Origin of the sequence: Chromobacterium sp. Panama (genome assembly GCF_003052555.1) — a bacterium.
In the GTDB taxonomy this organism is placed as follows: Bacteria; Pseudomonadota; Gammaproteobacteria; order Burkholderiales; family Chromobacteriaceae; genus Chromobacterium.
Genome location: NZ_QARX01000001.1, coordinates 115,656 through 134,318 on the forward strand (window position 1 = coordinate 115,656; position 18,663 = coordinate 134,318).

General features: G+C 64.5%; 17 protein-coding genes. 7 read left to right on the forward strand and 10 right to left on the reverse strand.

Annotation, left to right across the window (positions count from 1 at the left end):
* Window positions 1-55 precede the first annotated feature (55 nt).
* The 7 genes from DB032_RS00560 to DB032_RS00590 form a co-directional block, all read right to left on the reverse strand.
* Window positions 56-1,405, reverse strand: a complete 1,350-nt coding sequence (locus DB032_RS00560) for a glutamine synthetase family protein (RefSeq protein WP_107797840.1) — start codon at window positions 1,403-1,405, stop codon at window positions 56-58.
* Between the two features lie 303 nt (window positions 1,406-1,708).
* On the reverse strand, window positions 1,709-3,316 hold the full coding sequence (locus DB032_RS00565) for a methyl-accepting chemotaxis protein (protein ID WP_107797841.1): 1,608 nt from the start codon (window positions 3,314-3,316) through the stop codon (window positions 1,709-1,711).
* A 188-nt stretch (window positions 3,317-3,504) separates the two neighbouring features.
* The gene (locus tag DB032_RS00570) at window positions 3,505-4,896 is read right to left on the reverse strand and encodes a DUF2252 domain-containing protein (protein WP_107797842.1); all 1,392 of its coding nucleotides are present in this window, start codon (window positions 4,894-4,896) and stop codon (window positions 3,505-3,507) included.
* Between the two features lie 304 nt (window positions 4,897-5,200).
* On the reverse strand, window positions 5,201-5,584 hold the full coding sequence (locus tag DB032_RS00575; protein ID WP_107797843.1) for a hypothetical protein: 384 nt from the start codon (window positions 5,582-5,584) through the stop codon (window positions 5,201-5,203).
* A gap of 127 nt (window positions 5,585-5,711) precedes the next feature.
* A complete protein-coding gene (locus tag DB032_RS00580) occupies window positions 5,712-6,134 on the reverse strand; it encodes a DUF2214 family protein (protein ID WP_107797844.1) in 423 nt (140 codons plus the stop codon).
* A 95-nt stretch (window positions 6,135-6,229) separates the two neighbouring features.
* Window positions 6,230-6,706 carry a WbuC family cupin fold metalloprotein gene (locus tag DB032_RS00585; RefSeq protein WP_107797845.1) on the reverse strand — a complete coding sequence of 159 codons (477 nt, stop codon included), beginning with the start codon at window positions 6,704-6,706 and terminating at the stop codon, window positions 6,230-6,232.
* 112 nt (window positions 6,707-6,818) lie between these two features.
* A complete protein-coding gene (locus tag DB032_RS00590) occupies window positions 6,819-8,078 on the reverse strand; it encodes a glutamate-5-semialdehyde dehydrogenase (protein ID WP_107797846.1) in 1,260 nt (419 codons plus the stop codon).
* 244 nt (window positions 8,079-8,322) lie between these two features.
* Between DB032_RS00590 and DB032_RS00595 the strand changes: the two genes are divergently transcribed.
* The 6 genes from DB032_RS00595 to DB032_RS00620 all read left to right on the forward strand — a co-directional run bounded on the left by DB032_RS00595 (window position 8,323) and on the right by DB032_RS00620 (window position 13,090).
* On the forward strand, window positions 8,323-9,315 hold the full coding sequence (locus DB032_RS00595; RefSeq protein ID WP_107797847.1) for a sulfate ABC transporter substrate-binding protein: 993 nt from the start codon (window positions 8,323-8,325) through the stop codon (window positions 9,313-9,315).
* A gap of 7 nt (window positions 9,316-9,322) precedes the next feature.
* On the forward strand, window positions 9,323-10,177 hold the full coding sequence (cysT, locus tag DB032_RS00600; RefSeq protein WP_048408327.1) for a sulfate ABC transporter permease subunit CysT: 855 nt from the start codon (window positions 9,323-9,325) through the stop codon (window positions 10,175-10,177).
* Between the two features lies 1 nt (window position 10,178).
* Window positions 10,179-11,075, forward strand: coding sequence for a sulfate ABC transporter permease subunit CysW (cysW, locus tag DB032_RS00605; RefSeq protein WP_048408326.1), 897 nt, complete (start codon window positions 10,179-10,181; stop codon window positions 11,073-11,075).
* A complete protein-coding gene (locus tag DB032_RS00610; RefSeq protein WP_107797848.1) occupies window positions 11,072-12,148 on the forward strand; it encodes a sulfate/molybdate ABC transporter ATP-binding protein in 1,077 nt (358 codons plus the stop codon). The genes cysW and DB032_RS00610 overlap by 4 nt, the downstream gene beginning before the upstream one ends.
* A 310-nt stretch (window positions 12,149-12,458) precedes the next feature.
* Complete coding sequence (locus tag DB032_RS00615; protein ID WP_107797849.1) at window positions 12,459-12,803, forward strand: type II toxin-antitoxin system RelE/ParE family toxin; 345 nt, start codon at window positions 12,459-12,461, stop codon at window positions 12,801-12,803.
* Window positions 12,803-13,090 carry an XRE family transcriptional regulator gene (locus tag DB032_RS00620; protein WP_081546910.1) on the forward strand — a complete coding sequence of 96 codons (288 nt, stop codon included), beginning with the start codon at window positions 12,803-12,805 and terminating at the stop codon, window positions 13,088-13,090. Before DB032_RS00615 ends, DB032_RS00620 begins: the two co-directional genes overlap by 1 nt.
* A gap of 107 nt (window positions 13,091-13,197) precedes the next feature.
* Here DB032_RS00620 and DB032_RS00625 read toward each other — a convergent pair whose 3' ends face one another.
* The 3 genes from DB032_RS00625 to DB032_RS00635 form a co-directional block, all read right to left on the reverse strand.
* Complete coding sequence (locus DB032_RS00625; RefSeq protein WP_107797850.1) at window positions 13,198-13,632, reverse strand: hypothetical protein; 435 nt, start codon at window positions 13,630-13,632, stop codon at window positions 13,198-13,200.
* A gap of 561 nt (window positions 13,633-14,193) precedes the next feature.
* On the reverse strand, window positions 14,194-15,852 hold the full coding sequence (locus DB032_RS00630; protein WP_107797851.1) for an acid phosphatase: 1,659 nt from the start codon (window positions 15,850-15,852) through the stop codon (window positions 14,194-14,196).
* Between the two features lie 72 nt (window positions 15,853-15,924).
* A complete protein-coding gene (locus DB032_RS00635; RefSeq protein ID WP_107797852.1) occupies window positions 15,925-16,812 on the reverse strand; it encodes a phytanoyl-CoA dioxygenase family protein in 888 nt (295 codons plus the stop codon).
* A 238-nt stretch (window positions 16,813-17,050) separates the two neighbouring features.
* Here DB032_RS00635 and DB032_RS00640 point away from each other — a divergent pair, with 238 nt between their 5' ends.
* Window positions 17,051-18,661, forward strand: coding sequence for an FMN-binding glutamate synthase family protein (locus tag DB032_RS00640; protein ID WP_107797853.1), 1,611 nt, complete (start codon window positions 17,051-17,053; stop codon window positions 18,659-18,661).
* The last annotated feature ends 2 nt before the right edge of the window (window positions 18,662-18,663 follow it).

Below are 18,663 nucleotides of genomic sequence, written 5' to 3' on the forward strand. Positions count from 1 at the left end.
AGACAATGCAAACAGGCCCGCATGAGCGGGCCTGTTTGCATTGGTCAATGGGTTCTCAGGCCAGCAGACCCAGGTATTGACGCTCCCATGGCGTGATCTGGCTGTGGTAGTGAGTCAGTTCCACCTCCTTCACCGCCAGATAGGCGGCGCTGAACTCCGCGCCGAACAGCTGCGCGGCGGCGTCGCCGCCGGCCATCGCCTCGCAGGCGGCGTCCAGGGTATTGGGCAGGCTGGCGCGTTCGCTCTTGAACACATTGCCGGTGGCGGGCTCGCTGGGCTGCAAGCGGCCTTCTATACCCAGCAGGCCGGCGCCCAGGCTGGCCGCCAGCGACAGATAGGGGTTGGCGTCGCAGCCGGGCAGCCGGTTTTCCACGCGGCGGCCTTCCGGGCCGGACACCGGCACCCGCAGCCCCACCGAGCGGTTGTCCAGGCCCCAGCTCAGATTGACCGGCGCGGCCATGCCTTTGACGAAGCGGCGGTAGGAATTGGGGCTGGGGCAGAACAAGGGCATCAGTTCCGGCAGATAACGCTGCAGGCCGGCGATGAAGCCGTAGAAGGTTTCCGAGGCTTCGCCGTCGGCGCGGCTGAAGACATTGTCGCCATGCTGGTCCACCACGCTTTGGTGCAAGTGCATCGAACTGCCCGGCTGGCCCGGCAGCGGCTTGGCCATGCACACCACGCTGAGGCCGTGGCGGTTGCCTATCTCCTTCAGCGCGGTCTTGAACAGGAAGGTTTGGTCGGCCAGCGCCAGCGCGTCGCCGTGCTTGAGGTTGATTTCAAACTGGCTGGGGCCCATTTCGTGGACAAAGGTATCGGTGGCGATGCCCAGCATTTCGCAAGCGCGGTAGAGGTCGTCGAAATAGGCTTCCAGATCGTTGAGCGAGGAGAAGCTGAAGGAGTCGAAGCCGGCTTCGCGGCGGCCGCTGCGCAGCGTGGGGGGCTGAAACGGCTGCTGCGGGTCGCCGTGGGCGGCGAAGATGTAGAACTCCAGCTCCGGCGCTACCACCGGCGTCCAGCCGAGCGCCGCGTAGCGCGCCAGCACCGCTTTCAGCGCCGAGCGCGGCGCCAGCGGCGCCAGACTGCCGTCGTGGTCCACGCAGTCGCAGATCACGCTGGCGCGCGGGGTCTTGGCCCACGGCACCTGGCGCAGAGTGGCGAAATCCGGAACCAGAGTGACGTCCGGATCGTGCTCGCCGTAGTAGCGGTAGTCCGGGAATTCGCCGATGCAACTTTGGATGGGCACCGCCCGCGCGATGCGCAGCGGCTGCCCCTTGATGAAGGCCTTGGCCGGCAAGGTTTTGCCGCGGGCAAAACCGTGCACGTCGGCGAAAGCCAGTTCTACGTCACGAACATTTTGTTGAATCAGCCATTCGGCCAAGTCCGCCGGGATGGTGGCCTGGGACATGAATCTCTCCCGATGCGCTTGCGCATTATTGTTTGCATGTTTGGGTCTGTCTGTCCGTGGCTTTGTTTTATTTTTGGAGCGTTTGCTCTGCGCACATTATGCCATCAGGCAGGGGCGGGAGGGCAAGCCCGGAATGAAGGCGGCAAAAAGCCCCGGCGGAGCGGGGCTTGGGGAAGGCTGGGAAGGGGTTTACGATCGCGAGCTAGGGCGAGACAAGGCGTTGCGGCCGAGAACGCGGAACGTACTCGTGGCGCATGAGTACTTCGACTTTGTTTTCAACGCCGTATCGCCGCCAACAGGCTCTTAGAGGCGGAAACGGCCCACGGTCTGTTGCAGGGTGTCCGCCTGCTGATCGATGGCGCGAACCGCCCCCACCGCGTTGCTGACCGAATTCTGGGTTTCCTCCACCACGCCGGCCACCTGCTCGACGTTGCCGGCGATATTGGTGCCGGCCTGGCTCTGCTCGCCCATCGCCACCACCACATTGTGCACATGCTCCAGCGCCTGGCTGGCCTGCTTGCTGATGGCGTCCAGCGTCTGGGCCGCCTGCTGCACCTGCTCCACGCCGCCTTCCACCGCCGGGCGGATGTCGTCCATCTGGCTGGACACGCTGCCGGTTTCGCTGACCACCGCCTGCACAATGGTGGAGATCTCGTCGGTGGCGGAGGCGGTGCGCTCGGCCAGCTTGCGCACTTCGTCCGCCACCACCGCGAAGCCGCGGCCCATCTCGCCGGCGCGCGCCGCTTCGATCGCCGCGTTCAGCGCCAGCAGATTGGTCTGGTTGGCGATGTCGCGGATGGTTTCGGCAATGCCGCTGATGTTGCGGGTGCGTTCGGCCAGCTTGCCCACCATATCGCTGGCGCTATGCACTTGGCCGGCGATGTTGCGGATGCCCTCGGCGGCCCGCGCCGCCAGCGCTTCGCCCTGGCGCGCCAGCTCCACGGTGTCGCGCGAGCCGGATTCGGTGTCGCGGGCGCTGGCGGTGACGTGGTCTATGCTCACCGACAGCTGCTCGATGGCGGCGGCGGCGGAACTGGTGGAGGAGCTGGCCACGCCGGAAACGTCGTGCACCTTGTCCATATCGCTGGACAGCTGACGGCTGGCCTGGTTGATATTGGTGGCGGCGAGGCTAATCTCCTCGATCATCTGGCGCAGTTTCAGCTGCATTTCGCGCATTGCCGCCAGCAGGCTGTGCGGCGGGCCCTGCACCACGATGTCGGTGCCCAGATCGCCGTCGGCGATGGCCTTGACCACCTGAGCCGCGTAGTTGGGATCGCCGCCCAGAGACTGCATGATGCTGCGCGAGACCAGCAGGATCAGGCCAGCCAGCGTGATCACGCCGATGGCGGCGATGATCAGCAGCGTGCGCGCCTGGCTCCAGAACAGCTGGTCGATGTCGTCGATGAAGATGCCGGTGCCCACCATCCAGCCCCAGGGCTCGAAGCGCACCACGCCGTTGAGTTTGGGAAACTCCCCCTTGCTGCCCTTGCGCGAGGTCTGGATGGTCACCAGGCCGTAATGCTCTTTCTGCAAGGCCTCTTCATAGACCGCCACCGTGGTGCGGCCGTCCGGCAGCGTGCTGCCCATGTCCACCTTGCCCACCCGGTCTTTGTTGGGGTGGAACATCACCACGTTTTGCGGATTGCGGCCGAAGAAGTAGATGTCGTCCACTTTGAGCGCGTTGAGGGCGGCGATGGCTTGTTTTTGAGCGTCGGCGCGCGGCAGGCCTTTTTCCTCCAGTTTCTGGAAGTGGCTCATGGTGCCTTCCGCCATGCGCAGCAGGTGGGTGATTTGCTCGCGCTTTTCCTGGCCCAGCGTGGCGCGGGTGGAGAGCAGCGCCACGGCTGCGATGCTGAGCAGCGCCAGCAGGCTGGCCGCCATGATGATGAACAGTCTGGTATTGACCCGCATGATGTTCGCTTTTCGAAGGTGGATGTCTGATTGTGGGCTGTCGGCCCTGTCTTTGCCGGCGGCAAGGACAGGGCCGGGATTATCGCCTGTTCTAGTATGGTTTTATGACATTACAAGCAACAAGATCAAGGGTTTGGTATTAATACGGAAGGATGAACGCCGCCGGCGGCGGCGTTGCGACGGGGTTTTCAGTCGTGGACTTGCAGCCGGCCGCTGGCGATGGCGGCCTTGAACACCTGGTAATCGGCTTCCACCTGGTCGGCGTAGGCCAGCGCGTAGCCGGCGATGGCCTGGTCCAGCTTGTCGCTGTCGCCCACATAGCCGGCCAGTTGGGCGGCTTGGCCGCCGGATTTGGAGTGCGCGCGCGCCAGCGCCCAGGCGCAGGCCTGGCCGTAGGCGGTCAGCGCTTCCGGCGTGGCGAAGGCTTCCAGCGACGGCGCCGCCTTCATGTCGCGCAACTGGCGCACGTAGAAGTGACGACCGGCCGGGCCGGTGGTCCAGCCCAGGAACAGATCGCTGGCCGCCTGCATCAGGCGCTGGCCGAACACCACCCGCTTGCCCTGATGGCCGTGCACGCAGGCCTGGGTGTAAGGCTCCAGCACCGAGGGGCGCGCCTCTTTCAATTGCAGGAACAGCGGCTGGTCGAAGTTGTCCTGCAACAGCATCACCAGACAGCGGGTGCCCACGCTGCCCACGCCCACCACCTTGAACGCGCAATCCACCAGCCGGAAGCGCTCCAGCAACTGACGGCGGTCTTCCTTCAAGGTGTCGATGTAGTTGTCCAGCATCGGCTTGACCAGGGCCTCGGCGTCGTCGGCGGACAGCCAGCTGTCGTCGTTGTCCAGCAGGGTGTTCTTGTCGTGCAGATGGAAGATCACCGGCGGGTTGTCGCGCAGCCGCAGGGTGCCGTCCTCCAGCTCCGTCATCTTGGGCAGCAGTTTTTCCTGGGTCTGGTGTCTGGCTTTGTCGGACAGCTTGAGCATTTGCTGGCGGATGGCGTCGGTGGGCGCGCGCTCCAGCAATTGTTCGAAGCCCACCTTGGTGTACCACAGCTCCAGTTGTCCCATGCGGGCGTATTCGTTGACGCGGCGGCGGTAGACCTCGCTGGCGCGGCACACCATGTCCCGCGCCTGGCTTTCGCTGAAGCCCTGGCCGCGCGCGGCCAGCACCAGGCTGACCGCCAACCGTTTCAGATCCCATTCCCACGGACCGTGGTGGGTTTCGTCGAAGTCGTTGATGTCGAAGATCAGCTGCCGTTCAGGGGAGGCGAAGAAGCCGTAGTTCATCAGGTGGGCGTCGCCGCAGATCTGCAGCTTCAGGCCACTGGAGGGATTGGCGGCCAGATCGGCGGCCTGGATCATGGCGAAGCCGCGGAAAAAGGTGAAGGGCGAAACCTGCATCCGGCTGTAGCGCAGCGGAATCAGGCCCTGCACCCGGCCCTGCGAGGTGTGCTCCACCATGGCGAGGATGTCGCGCGGCGCGCTGAGCCGGTTTTCGGCTTGCAGCGTGCGGGAGCAGGCTTGGCGCAGCGCCTTGCCGGCGGCGTAGTGCAGTTCGTACTTGGCGTGGTAATTGGACATGCGGGCTCCTGGACGAAGATCTCTTGTCCAGTGTAACCGCTGGAGAATTTTTGTCAGCGGGACTGGCTGTCAAACGCCGGCTCCGCTTATCCACAAACTTGTCCCCGTTTCATCCACATTACACACAGCGCGCCGTGGGTTTCAAAAGTTGTGCACAAGCGGAAAAGGCAAGCGGACGCAATCAAACCGGGGGTCTGCCGGAGGCTTTTTAATGTTATCCACAGTTTTGTGCACAGTTTGCGCACACTTTCCACAGCCGCGGGGCCGCGGCCGGCGCTGTCCACAGCCCGGCCGGGGGAGGGACTCAGGCGCGCTGAGCGCAGTCCGTGACCAGCTTGCGCCATGCCTTGCTGTAACTGAGGCCATGGGTGTTCACCGTCAGCTTGCTGGCGTCGCCGTCCGGGCGGATGAGGATTTCCAGCCCGTCTTTCTGGGTGGCCGGATTGGTCAGACGCACGGTCTCGCCGCCATCTCGGCCGCGTTCGCGTTCGATGTATTCGCTGGGAATGCGCAGCTTGCGCATGCGTTCGTCCAGGCAGCTGGCCACGGCGGGCGGCGAGGCCTTGGCCTTCAGCGTGGCGACGGGGTCGCTCAGATTGGCGAGCGCAGGCATGACCGCGCAGCTCAGGGCGACGCCCAGCACGGTTTGAAGCAATAGGGATTTGCAGTGTTCGATCAGAATGGGCATGGCGTTCTTGCGTCGGGACGGGATATGGGGTTGGAAGCCCGGTGCCGTGCGCAAGTTCGAGTTAGGCCGGTTGCAGGTGTTAAGGAGTTTGAGACGGCGGAGCCGCGGCGGACTGGGCGCCGTTTATTCAGCTATGCAGCGCGGCGGATTCGCCGACGATGGCGAGCAGCAGCCAGATTTGCCAATAACTGCTGCGGGCTAGCGAGTCGGCGCCGCGCAGTTCCAGACTGCGCTGGATGCGCAGCTGGCTTTGCCAGCGCATCAGGCCGCGCGAAGCGCGGACTTCCAGCAGCAGCAGCGGGGCCAGGGTCAGCAGTTTGAGCATGAACAGCGGTTGTTGCAGCCGGGCGGGGTCCAGCGAGAGCAGGCCCAGGCCGCTGACGGTCCACAGCGTCAGCGCCAGCAGCCACCAGCGGTGGCAGCGAAACAGCTGCGGGGTCTGATTGGGGAATTGCTGCTGGCGCAGCAGGCCGGCTCGGCTCCAGAGGGCGGCCAGGCCGGCGCCCAGAGCCAGTAGATGCAAGCTTGCCAGCAACCAATGCCACAACATGGTCCGACTCCCGCCCCCAAGAGATGCCCTACACGGTAAACAGGGGCGAGGCGGCTGGCAAGCTTATTCGGCTAGCCGTTTGACCGGCGCCGGGCTCAGCCGTCGAAGCGCTGGCCGGCTTGAGCGCGGCGCAGGAAATCCAGCATCGCCGGCACGCGCTCGGAACCCTCGACCGGGGACCAGGCGGCCAGGTTCTGGTCCTGCAGCGGCAGATACGGGCCGTGCTTGACTTCGAACACCACGCTGCCCGGTTGCAGCGACACCACCGAGTGCCAGGTGTTGGCCGGCATTTCGAAGACGCGGGCGCCGTCCGCGCCCAAGCGATGGCGGCCTTGCACCACGCCGGCCTCGTCGAAAACGATCACCTCAAAGGCGCCGCTGAGCGCGATCAGCATTTCCCAGCTGTGGTCGTGGCGGTGCGGGCGGACATAGGTGTCCGGCTCCATGGCGATGGCCAGGCGCTGGATCGGGTCTTCCAGCTGGACGTGGAAATTCTGGTTGGCGCGCAGGCGCGGCGCACAGGCGGCTTTGGCCGACAGCGCGGCCAAGTCTTGTTGGTTCAGGGTCAGCATGGAATCGCCCGGTATGGAAGCAAAGCAGCGATTATCAATGAAAACGCCGCCGGCAGCGAGGCCGGCGGCGTAGCGAAAGCCGCTCAAGCAAGCGGCCTTCGATGCGGCGGGATCAGGAGCGGATATGGCCGTCGCCCAGCACGATCCACTTCTGGCTGGTCAGACCGGTCAGGCCCACCGGGCCGCGCGCGTGGATCTTGTCGGTGGAAATGCCGATTTCCGCGCCCAGCCCGTATTCAAAGCCGTCGGCGAAGCGGGTGGAGGCGTTGACCATCACGCTGGCGGAGTCCACCTCGCGCAGGAAGCGGCGGGTGCGGCCGTAGTCTTCGGACACGATGGCGTCGGTGTGGTGGCTGCCCCAGTGGTTGATGTGTTCGATGGCCTCGTCCAGATCCTTGACCACCTTGACGGCCAGGATGGGCGCCAGGTATTCGCTGGCCCAGTCGTCTTCCCCGGCTGGACGAACCTTGTCGCCCAGGATGGCGCGGGTGCGTTCGCAGCCGCGCAGCTCCACGCCTTTTTCCCAATAGGCCGCAGCCAGGCGCGGCAGGATGAATTCCGCGAAGGCGGTGTGCACCAACAGAGTTTCCATGGTGTTGCACGTGCCGTAGCGATGGGTCTTGGCGTTCAGCGCGATGTCGAAAGCCTTGTCCGGGCTGGCGGTGTCGTCGATGTAGACATGGCAGTTGCCGTCCAGATGCTTGATCACTGGCACCCGCGCCTCGGCGCTGATGCGGGCGATCAGGCCCTTGCCGCCGCGCGGCACGATCACGTCCACGTATTGCGGCATGGTGATCATCTCGCCCACCGCGGCGCGGTCGGTGGTGGCCAGCACCTGCACCGCCTCGGCCGGCAGGCCGGCTTCGCGCAAGCCCTCGTGCACGCAGGCGGCGATGGCCTGATTGCTGTGGAAGGCCTCGGAGCCGCCGCGCAGCAGCGCGGCGTTGCCGGATTTCAGGCACAGGCCGGCGGCGTCGGCGGTGACGTTGGGGCGGGCCTCGTAAATGATGCCCACCACGCCCAAGGGCACTCGCATCTTGCCCAACTGGATGCCGGACGGACGGTAGGCCATCTCGCTGACCTCGCCCACCGGGTCCGGCAGCGCGGCGATTTGGCGCAGGCCTTCGGCCATGCCGGCGACGGTATTCTCGTTCAAGGCCAGGCGGTCCAGCAGCGCCGGCTCCAGGCCGGCCTTGCGCGCGGCCTCCATGTCCAGGGCGTTGGCGGCCAGCAGCTGCGCCTGCTCGCGCAGGATGGCGTCCGCCATCGCCAGCAGCGCGCGGTTCTTCTGCGCGGTGTCGGCGCGGGCCAGTTCGCGGCTGGCTTTGCGGGCGGCTTTGCCCGCCTGTTGCATATAGTCTTTGACGTTCATCGTGGAAACTTCCGAGAGCCAGAATAGAGGATTGACTCTGAGAGTAAACCAAAGCGGGGAGGGCGGCCAGAGCGGTGCGCGCGCCGCTGGAGCGTGCGGGAATGCGAAGAGGGTGGGGCGGGCTTGTTAGATGATTGAGGGATAAGAGTATTTCACAATATTATTTATGGATATAACAGTCCTTGGGTATAGTCGGGAACATCTCGGGAACATCGCCGATCATCCATTCAGAAAAGGTCTGTCCATGAAGCTCCGTCTCGCCCTGGCCGCCCTGTTGCTGGCCGCGTCAGGCTCCGCGCTAGCCGACGCCACATTGCTCAACGTGTCCTACGACGTGATGCGCGACTTCTACAAGGACTACAACCCGGCCTTTCAGAAAGCCTATAAGGCCAAGACCGGCGAAACCGTCACCCTGCAGCAGTCGCACGGCGGCTCCAGCAAACAGGCGCTGGCGGTGGCCAACGGCCTGGCCGCCGACGTGATCACCATGAACCAGGCCACCGATATCGACCTGCTGGCGGGCAAGGGCCTGGTGCCGTCCAACTGGGCCAGCCGCCTGCCCAACCACGCGGTGCCGTTCACCTCCACCATCGTGTTCCTGGTGCGCAAGGGCAATCCGCAGCAAGTGCGCGACTGGAGCGATCTGGCCAAGCCGGGCCTGAAAGTGGTGATCCCCAATCCCAAGACTTCCGGCAACGGCCGTTACAGCTATCTGGCGGCCTGGGGCTATGCGCTGAAACAGCCGGGCGGCAGCGAGGCCAAGGCCCAGGATCTGGTAGGCCGCATCTTCAAGAACGTGCCGGTGCTGGACGGCGGCGGTCGCGCCGCCACCACCACCTTCATGCAGCGCCAGATTGGCGACGTGCTGGTGACCTTTGAGAACGAGGCGGAAATGATCGCCCGCGAATTCGGTCGCGGCGGCTTTGAACTGGTTTACCCCAGCGTGTCCGTGCTGGCCGAGAACCCGGTGTCCGTGGTGGACAAGGTGGTGGACCGCAAGGGCAGCCGCAAGCAGGCGGAAGCCTATCTGCAATACCTGTGGAGTCCGGAAGGCCAGAAACTGGCCGCCGACAACTACCTGCGGCCGCAAGACCCGGCGGTGGCCAAGCAGTTCGCCGCCCGCTTCCCGGCGGTGAAAACCTTCACCGTGGCCAGCGTGTTCGGCTCCTGGGCCGCGGTCAATCAGAAGCACTTCGCCGACGGCGGCAGCTTCGACCAGATCTTCAGCAAGAAATGAGCGCGTGATGGCGGCCAGCGGCTTCAATCTGATCAATAAGCGCCACTCGGTGCTGCCCGGTTTCGGCCTGTCCTTCGGCATCACCCTGTTCTGGCTGGGCCTGATCGTGCTGCTGCCCTTCGCCGCGCTGCTGTGGTCGGCGCACGGCATGGGCTGGGCGGCCTTCGTCGACGCGGTGGCCCATGAGCGCGTGGCCGCCGCCATCCGCCTGTCCTTCGTTTCCGCCGGCATCGCCGCGCTGATCAATCTGCTGTTCGGCTTCCTGGTGGCCTGGGTGCTGGTGCGCTACCGCTTTCCCGGCAAACGGCTGATAGACGCGTTGGTGGACCTGCCGTTCGCGCTGCCCACCGCGGTGGCCGGCATCGCGCTGACCACGCTGTACGCGCCCAACGGCTGGATAGGCCAATACCTGGAGCCGCTGGGCTTGAAAGTGTCGTTCACCCCGCTGGGCATCATTGTGGCGCTGACCTTCATCGGCCTGCCCTTCGTGGTGCGCACGGTGCAGCCGGTGCTGGAAGACCTGGAGCGCGAACTGGAAGAAGCCGCCACCTGTCTGGGCGCCGGGCGCTGGGACATTTTCCGGCGCGTGATCTTCCCGGCGGCGTTGCCGGCCTTGATCACCGGCGGCGCGATGGCCTTCGCCCGCGCCACCGGCGAATACGGCTCGGTGATCTTCATCGCCGGCAATATCCCGATGGTGTCGGAGATCGCCCCGCTGATCATCGCCGCCAAGCTGGACCAGTTCGACCAAAACGGCGCGGTGGCGGTGGCGCTGGTGATGCTGGCCATCTCCTTCCTGTTCCTGTTCGCCATCAACCTCATCCAATGGTGGGCCGCGCGCCGCCACGGCGCGGGTAAATGACATGCAAAGCCTGACCACTGAATCGCGCACGGTGCGCTATCTGCTGACCGGCCTGGCACTGGCCTTCCTGTTCCTGTTCCTGCTGGTGCCGTTGCTGGCGGTGTTTTGGGAAGCCTTCCGCAAGGGCTGGGACCTGTACCTGGCCGCGCTGGTGGAGCCGGACGCATGGGCGGCCATCAAGCTGACGCTGACCGCCGCCGTCATCGCCGTGCCGCTGAACCTGGTGTTCGGCGTGGCGGCGGCCTGGGCTATCGCCCGTTTCGAATTCCGCGGCAAGAGCTTCCTGACCACGCTGATCGACCTGCCGTTCGCGGTGTCGCCGGTGGTGGCCGGCCTGATGTACGTGCTCTTGTTCGGCGTCAACACCGCGCTGGGCGGCTGGCTGCAGCAGCACGGCCTGCAAGTGATCTTCGCCGTGCCCGGCATCGTGCTGGCCACCGTCTTCGTCACCTTCCCCTTCGTGGCCCGCGAACTGATCCCGCTGATGCAGGCCCAGGGCGCGGACGAGGAGCAGGCGGCGCTGGTCTTGGGCGCCTCCGGCTGGCAGACCTTCTGGCGCGTGACCCTGCCCAATGTCAAATGGGGCCTGCTCTACGGCGTGATCCTGACCAATGCCCGCGCAATGGGGGAATTCGGCGCGGTCAGCGTGGTGTCCGGCCATATCCGTGGCCAAACCAATACCATTCCGCTGCATGTGGAAATCCTGTACAACGAGTACAACTTCGTCGGCGCCTTCGCCTGCGCTTCGCTATTGGCCTTCCTCGCCCTGGTCACCCTGGGCGTCAAGAGCCTGGTGGAGTGGCGGATGGCGCGACAGAGCGACGCCGCCGCGGAACGCAGCGCGGCCGCTCGCCTGGCCGCCGCCGGCCGCGCCATAGCCAAGGACCAGCCCGCATGAGCATAGAAATCCGTAATATCCGCAAACAGTTCGGCGACTTCGTCGCGCTGGACAATGTCAGCCTCAACGTGGAAGCCGGCGAACTGCTGGCGCTGCTGGGGCCGTCCGGCTGCGGCAAGACCACCTTGCTGCGCATCATCGCCGGCCTGGAACAGCCGGACGCCGGGCAGGTGTTGTTTTCCGGCGCCGACGCCACCCACACCCATGTGGCCGAGCGCGAAGTGGGCTTCGTGTTCCAGCATTACGCGCTGTTCCGCCACATGACGGTGTTCGACAACGTGGCCTTCGGCCTCAGCGTCAAGCCGCGCAAGAGCCGGCCCGGCAAGGACGAGATCCGCGACAAAGTGATGCAGCTGCTGAAAATGGTGCAGCTGGACTGGCTGGCGGACGCCTATCCCGGCCAGCTGTCCGGCGGCCAGCGCCAGCGCATCGCCTTGGCGCGTTCGCTGGCGGTGGAGCCCAAGGTGCTGCTGCTGGACGAACCCTTCGGCGCGCTGGACGCCAAGGTGCGCAAGGACCTGCGCCGCTGGCTGCGCGATCTGCACAACGATATGCACATCACCAGCGTGTTCGTCACCCACGATCAGGAAGAAGCGCTGGAAGTGTCGGACCGGGTGGTGGTGATGGACCACGGCCACATCGAGCAAGTGGGCCGCCCGGACGATATCTACGAAAACCCGGCCACGCCCTTCGTCACCCAGTTCCTGGGCGATGTGAATTTGTTCCACGGCCGCATCGAGCGCGGTCAGCTGCAGATCGGCGGCTACGCTCATGCATTGGAAGGGCTGACGCTGGCCAGCGGCGACGAGGCGGTGGCCTATGTGCGCCCGCATGATCTGGACCTGTCGCGCCAGGCCGACGGCGCGCTGGCGCAGGGCACAGTGGAGCATATCCACGCGGTGGGACCCATTGTGCGGGTGGAGCTGGTGCAGGCCGACGGCCGGAGCATTGAGGCGGCGGTAAGCAAGGAGCGTTACCGCGAGTTGGGCGTTTTGCCCGGCGACAGCCTGTATGTGACGCCGAAGAAGCTGTCGGTGTTCGCCAAGCAGGAAGGTCAGGATTATGTGATTTGAGTGTTGCGGGCAGCGTTGGCGCTGAGTCCGTTTCGTTGGAAAGAGAAAAGCACCGTTCGCCCCGATAAGGGGGAACGGTGTTTTTTTATGGCCTTTGCTAAGAACCTGTTTACGATCTGCTGCGCGTCGGCGATACAGCGTTGAAACCAAGCTCAAAATGCTCATGTACCACGAGTACATTCCGCTTTTTCGCTCGTTTTTGCCTTGTCTCGCCCTAGCTCGTGAGATCGTAAACAGGTTCTAAGTGGCGCCGGTATTTCAGCCTAGGCTTTCGATTTGACTAATGTACCAAAATTGGTACCATTCAAGTATGAATGCCCCCATCCTGGATGTTCGTTTCTACCAGACGGCAAGCGGTACGGAACCCGTGCGTGATTGGTTGAAAGCGCTGGAGGCTCCGGACCGAAAAGTCATAGGCGCAGCCATCAAGACGGTCCAGTTTGGCTGGCCGCTTGGCATGCCCTTGGTGCGGAAAATGGCTAAGGATTTATGGGAGGTCCGCATCCATCTGCCTGGGCGTATCGCCAGAGTGATGTTCACCGTGGTCGCGGAGGCGATGGTTCTGCTGCATGGTTTCATCAAGAAGTCGCAGGCCACCGCGAAGGAAGATTTGGGGCTGGCGCTTGCGCGGCTCAAACAGCTAGGGAATACATGATGAACAAAGAGCATATCGGCAGCCGCTTCGATGACTTCCTCGCCGAAGAGGGCATGCTGGAAGAAGCTACGGCAATCGCCGTGAAGCGGGTGATCGCCTGGCAGATTCAGCAGGAAATGAAGGCGCAGAAGCTGAATAAGACGGCTATGGCAAAGAAAATGCATACCAGCCGCGCAGCCTTGAACCGCTTGCTGGATGACACGGATACCAGCTTGACGCTGGCTACGCTGGCAGGCGCCGCGACGGCGCTTGGCAAGAAAATCAAGGTGGAGCTCGTTCCCGCCTGAAGCGTGTTTTTGATCCAATACGAGCAAAAAGCACCGTTCCCTAATCTGGAAAACGGTGCTTTTTTTATGATGGCAGCTGTGTTGATGGCTAAATCCGTCGGCCGGGTTTAATGCCGGCGTCGCGCGTGCCGCGCCTCCAGCCAGGTGCGCAGAATTTGCGCGTCGTGCAGCTGGTGTTGGCTGTCGAGATGTTGGTAGACCCTAACCCGGCGCGCACCCAACCACAGCATGTGTTCCAGGTAGTTGAAGAAGCCCATCCAGTGGCCGCGCTGGCTGCGGTCGCCGAAGTCGATGTCGCGGGCGACGCGGCTGAGCAGGCCGGAGCCGACGTAGTCCGGATTGTCCTTCAGCCATTGAAGCAGATGGGCGGCGCATTCGCGGCCGTAAGCGCAGGCGATGTCGTAGTTCTCGGAGGCAGCGGGCATTTGCCAGTAGTGGGGATAGTCGCGGGAAGGCAGGTAGCGAACGAAGGGGAGCAGGGTTGCCTGCTGTTCGCGGGCGGCTAGTTTGTAGCGGCGGCGGGAAGGTAGGGTGTAAGACATGGTGTTTCTCCTGCTGTGACACAAGATAAACCACCTGCCGGGTGAGGCTGAGGTATTAGGCAGGCGCGTGAGCGGATTGGCGTACCGGGTGAGCTTTCAAGCCGGTGAGTGCATAGCACTCTCCTCCCACGCACCTGCCAAATGGCGCTGCAATGGAAAAACAACCTACGCAGCATGCCGCGTAGGTTTGCTAAAGCTCACAACGGGACGCCAATCCCGGTGCCGCATGTGGGCGGCAACGGGGGGATTGTTCCTGAGGGAGTGCTTGGGGTCAAGGCGGGGTGGTTGCTTTGATTGAGCGTGGCTTAGTTGTTGAGTGATCTGGATTTTGAATCCGCTGCGCGGATGATGATTTTGATTGCCGGGGCTGCCCGGCGGGCAGGGAGAGGATATTTGCTTGGCCAAATATCCTCTCCACTCCTAAAGGCCACCCTGCAAGCCTGGCCTACGGCTTCCCGCCCCTCCCCGTCTTATGCCCTCACAACGCTGCGCTTGCCTCGCTTGGTCAGCGCGGAAAGCGGCACCCAAATCATCACCCGCAAAGCGGATGCAATAACCCCCTCACGCAAACGCCAAAGCCCCGGTCAAATCCCCCGGCGGCTGCGAGCCGCGCACGCGGAAGGCCGCATTGCGCGCGCTCACCCCCTCCAGCTCCGGCAAATCATGCAGCCGGCTGATGAAACGGATGATGGACGTGGTGTCGTAAAAGGTGTGATCCACATGCCCGCGTTTGGCGAACGGCGAGGCGATGATTGCCGGAATCCGCGAGCCCGGCCCCCAGCGGTCCCCCTGCGGCGGCGCCACATGATCCCACCAGCCGCCGTTCTCATCGTGAGTGATCACCACCAGCATATGCTTCCACTGCGGCCCGCTCATCAAATGCTGCAACACATTGGCCACATGACGGTCGCCGGACTCCACGTCGGAATAACCGGCGTGCATGTTCAGATTGCCCTGCGGCTTGTAGAAGGCCACCGCGGGCAGTTTGCCGGCCACGGCGTCGGCGATGAAGCGGTTGGAAATCGGGCTGTCGCCCAGGCCGCCGTCCAGCAGATGGCGCTCGCGGGCGGCGCTGCCGGGTGCGAACTGGCGGAAGTAGTTGAAGGGCTGGTGGTGGTACTGGAAGTTGGGCGCGTCGCCGCCGCCCTTGCCGTCCAGCGCCGCCTGCCAGCTGCCGCCGTACCAGGCCCAGTCTATGTGCTTCTCGGACAAGAGGTCGCCTATGGTGCGGTAGCTTTGCGGCGGCAGGGTGCTGGGATCTTGCGGGTCGGCGTAGCGCTTGTCGCCGCCTTCCGCCGGCCGCACGAAGCTGGGCTGGTAGGGCGGGGCCATGGTGTTGACCGCGTAGCCGTCCGGGGTGATGGCGCCGTTGTTGACGAATTTGGGCGGGCCGTCCAGCGCGGAGGCCGGGGACTTGGGGTCCAGCGCCAACTGGTGGCCGGTGGGCCCGTCGGCCAGTACGGCGATTTTCTTCTTGGCCGGGGTCTGGGCGGCGTTGAAGTATTCCGGGGTGCGCGCGGAGATCAGGAATTGGTGGTTGAGGTAGGAGCCGCCGAAGGCCGCCATGAAGAAGTTGTCGCACAGGGTGAAGCGGCGGGCGATCTGCCATTGGTTGAGCGTGCGCGCGGTGTCCGGGTAGTGGCCCATCACCAGCGCGCCGGAATCGGCCCAGGCGACGAACTGGTCGTTGCGGCCGTCGTTGATCTGCATCTGGTTGTGATAGAACAGATGACAGAGATCGCGGGTGATCACCGCCTCCGGCAGCGGCTGGCCTTCGGCGTCCTTTAGCGGGAAGGGCGCGTTGGGCAGGCCGTGGATGTCTTTTTCTTCGATGAAATAGCGCTTGCCGGCCACGGTCTGGCCGGTGGGCACCAGGCCGCCCCAGATCTTGGGCAGGCCGGACAGCGGCTGACCGTCGCGGTCGCGTTGCTGCGCCTGTTCCGGCTTGACCGCGCTCAGCGGCTGGGCCACGCCGGGGAAGTTGCCGTAGAGGTTGTTGAAGCTACGGTTTTCCAGGTAGATCACCACCACGTTCTTGATATTGGCCTTGAGCAGGGCGTCCAGCTTGCCGCGGCGCGGGTGGCTGCTGGGGGCGGCGGCGGGCAAGGCGCAACTGGCGCCGATGGCGGCCAGGCCTTCGAACAGGCGGCGGCGGGAGGGGTCTTGCGGGGCGTCCGTTTCGGCTGGCAACGAGCTGTCCTGTTCATCGGCGGCGGTCATGATGCGTCCTTGTCTGAGAGCGTGCGGTGTGGTCCATCATCCCGCCGCCGTGTTGCGGCAGGATGTCGGCGTTTAGTCGGCGCGCAGCGCGGCGGCGCGCGCTTCCGCCAGCGGCTGGCGAATTTCCTCCGGCAGGAATTCGCGGAACAGCGTGTCCGCCGGCGGCTCCTCGCGCAGCAGTTCTATCGGGTCGCGGCCGTCCAGGCTGCCAAGGTTGGGCGCGTGAACGAAGTAGCCCAGCAGCCTTTGCAGCCGCGGCGGCAGCGTGCGGGCCAGTTCGCGGGAAACGGCGAGATATTGGTTTTCCGCCTGGCGCAGCCAGCCCAGGTTGTAGCTGATGACCACGCCGGTGCGCGCTTGGTCGCTGTGGTTGGCGCCGCCGCAGTGGGTCAGCGAGCCCAGGTAGATCAGCACCGAGCCGGCGGGCATGGCGGCGCTGATGACTTCTTCCGGACGGGCTTCGCGCGGCTCGGGCCAGCGGTGGCTGCCGGGCACGACGCAGGTGGCGCCGTTCTGTTCGGTGAAGTCGTCCAGCGCGTACATGCAGTTGATCATTTTTTCAGATCCGGGCGCGGTGCCGGGGAACATCAGATCGTCGCTATGCAGGAATTGGCGCGGTTCGCCGGGGCCGATGCTGATGGCCTGGGTCAGATTGAGCTGGTATTCGCGGCAGCCGCGCAGCAGGAAGGCGTCCATCACTTGCAGGATCAGCGGATGGGCGGCGAGTTCTCGGGTGACGGGCACGCGTTCGATCAGACCGCTGATCCTGCGCGTGGCGTAGCCGTAGAAATCGCCCTGACAGGGGGCGGAGCGGTCCAGCAACGGTTGCAGCTGGGCGCGGAACTGGGCCAGGCTTTCCGGGGTCAACAGCTGTTCTATCACGATGCCGCCGTCTTGTTCTAACGCGGCGATCAGGGTTTCCGGCGCGGTGTCCGGGCGGAAGCGTTGCAGGCTGGGCATGTGGTGGATTCCATCGTTTTATCTAATGAACCGGCGGCCGGGCCGCGGCGGTGTGGATGTCGAGCGATGTTATCTTCCGGATAGTCGTCGTGTTTGTGGAGCCGGCCTTTAGATCAGGTGGCGGACTATCTATGTAGTGAATGTATTTATTAATGTGAATGGGCGCTTGCCGCGGCTTGTGCGCGGCGGGGCGTCACCTTACCCTGGGCCTTCTCCGCCACCTAGTTTTGGAGTCCACATGAGTGTGTCTTTGTTGAGCCGTTACGCTTTCTTCTCCTGTTGCCTGTTGTTCACCTTGTTCAGCCTGCCTTTCGTCCATTACGAGTGGTTGTGGCCGTTCACGCTGGCGGCGGCCGCGCTGACGCTGCTGGGGGTGTTCGATCTGCTGCAAACCCGTCACGCGGTGCGGCGCAATTACCCGATCCTGGGCAATATCCGCTACCTGGTGGAAAGCATCCGTCCGGAAATCCGCCAGTATTTGCTGGAGTCCGACCGCGAGCAGCTGCCGTTTTCGCGCGCGCAGCGCTCCCTGGTGTACGCGCGGGCCAAGAACGAGGGCGCGGACAAGCCGTTCGGCACCTTGATCGATGTGTACCAGCCGGGCTTTGAGTTCATCAGCCATTCGATGCGGCCGGCGCCGCTGAGCGATCCGGCCGGTTTCCGCGTGGAGATCGGCGGCCCGCAGTGCGCACAGCCGTATTCGGCGTCCCTGTTCAATGTGTCGGCGATGAGTTTCGGCGCGCTCAGCGCCAACGCCATCCGCGCCTTGAACCAGGGCGCGCAACGCGGCGACTTCTATCACGACACCGGCGAGGGCAGCATCAGCCCTTACCACTTGGAACATGGCGGCGCGCTGGTGTGGGAGCTGGGCAGCGGCTATTTCGGCTGCCGCGACGCGGCCGGCGGTTTCGACGCGGAGCGCTTCGCCGAGCAGGCGCGCAATCCGCAGGTGAAAATGATTGAGATCAAGCTGAGTCAGGGCGCCAAGCCCGGCCACGGCGGCATTCTGCCCAAGCACAAGGTGACGCCGGAAATCGCCGCCACCCGCGGCGTGCCGCTGGGGCAGGATTGCGTGTCGCCGTCGCGCCACAGCGCGTTTTCCACGCCGATCGAACTGATGCGCTTCATCGCCCGGCTGCGCGAGCTGTCCGGCGGCAAGCCGGTGGGCTTCAAGTTCTGCCTGGGTCACCCGTGGGAGTTCATGGGCATCGCCAAGGCGATGCTGGAAACGGGGATTCTGCCGGATTTCATCGTGGTGGACGGCAAGGAGGGCGGCACCGGCGCGGCGCCGCTGGAGTTCACCGACCACATCGGCGTGCCGCTGCGCGAGGGCCTGCTGTTTGTCCACAATGTGCTGGTGGGGCTGAATCTGCGCGACAAGATCAAGATAGGCGCCAGCGGCAAGCTGGTCAGCGCCTTCGACATCGCCAGCGTGCTGGCCATCGGCGCGGACTGGGCCAATTCCGCGCGCGGCTTCATGTTCGCCATCGGCTGCATCCAGAGCCAGAGCTGCCACACCAACCGCTGTCCCACCGGGGTGGCGACGCAGGACGCGCTGCGCCAGCGCGCGCTGGTGGTGCCGGACAAGGCGGACCGGGTGTTTCATTTCCACCGCAACACCATGAAGGCGCTGGCGGAGATGCTGGCCTCGGCCGGGCTGGAACATCCGTCGCAGCTGCGGCCGCACCACTTGGTGCGCCGCGTCAGCGATACCGAGATCCGCCTGTTTTCTCAGCTGCACGTCTTTTTGCAGCCGGGCGAGTTGTTGGAGCCGGAGATCAAGGCGGCCTTTTACGGCCGCATGTGGCAGATGGCGCGGGCGGACAGCTTCGAGGCCCAGCCGGCCTGAGC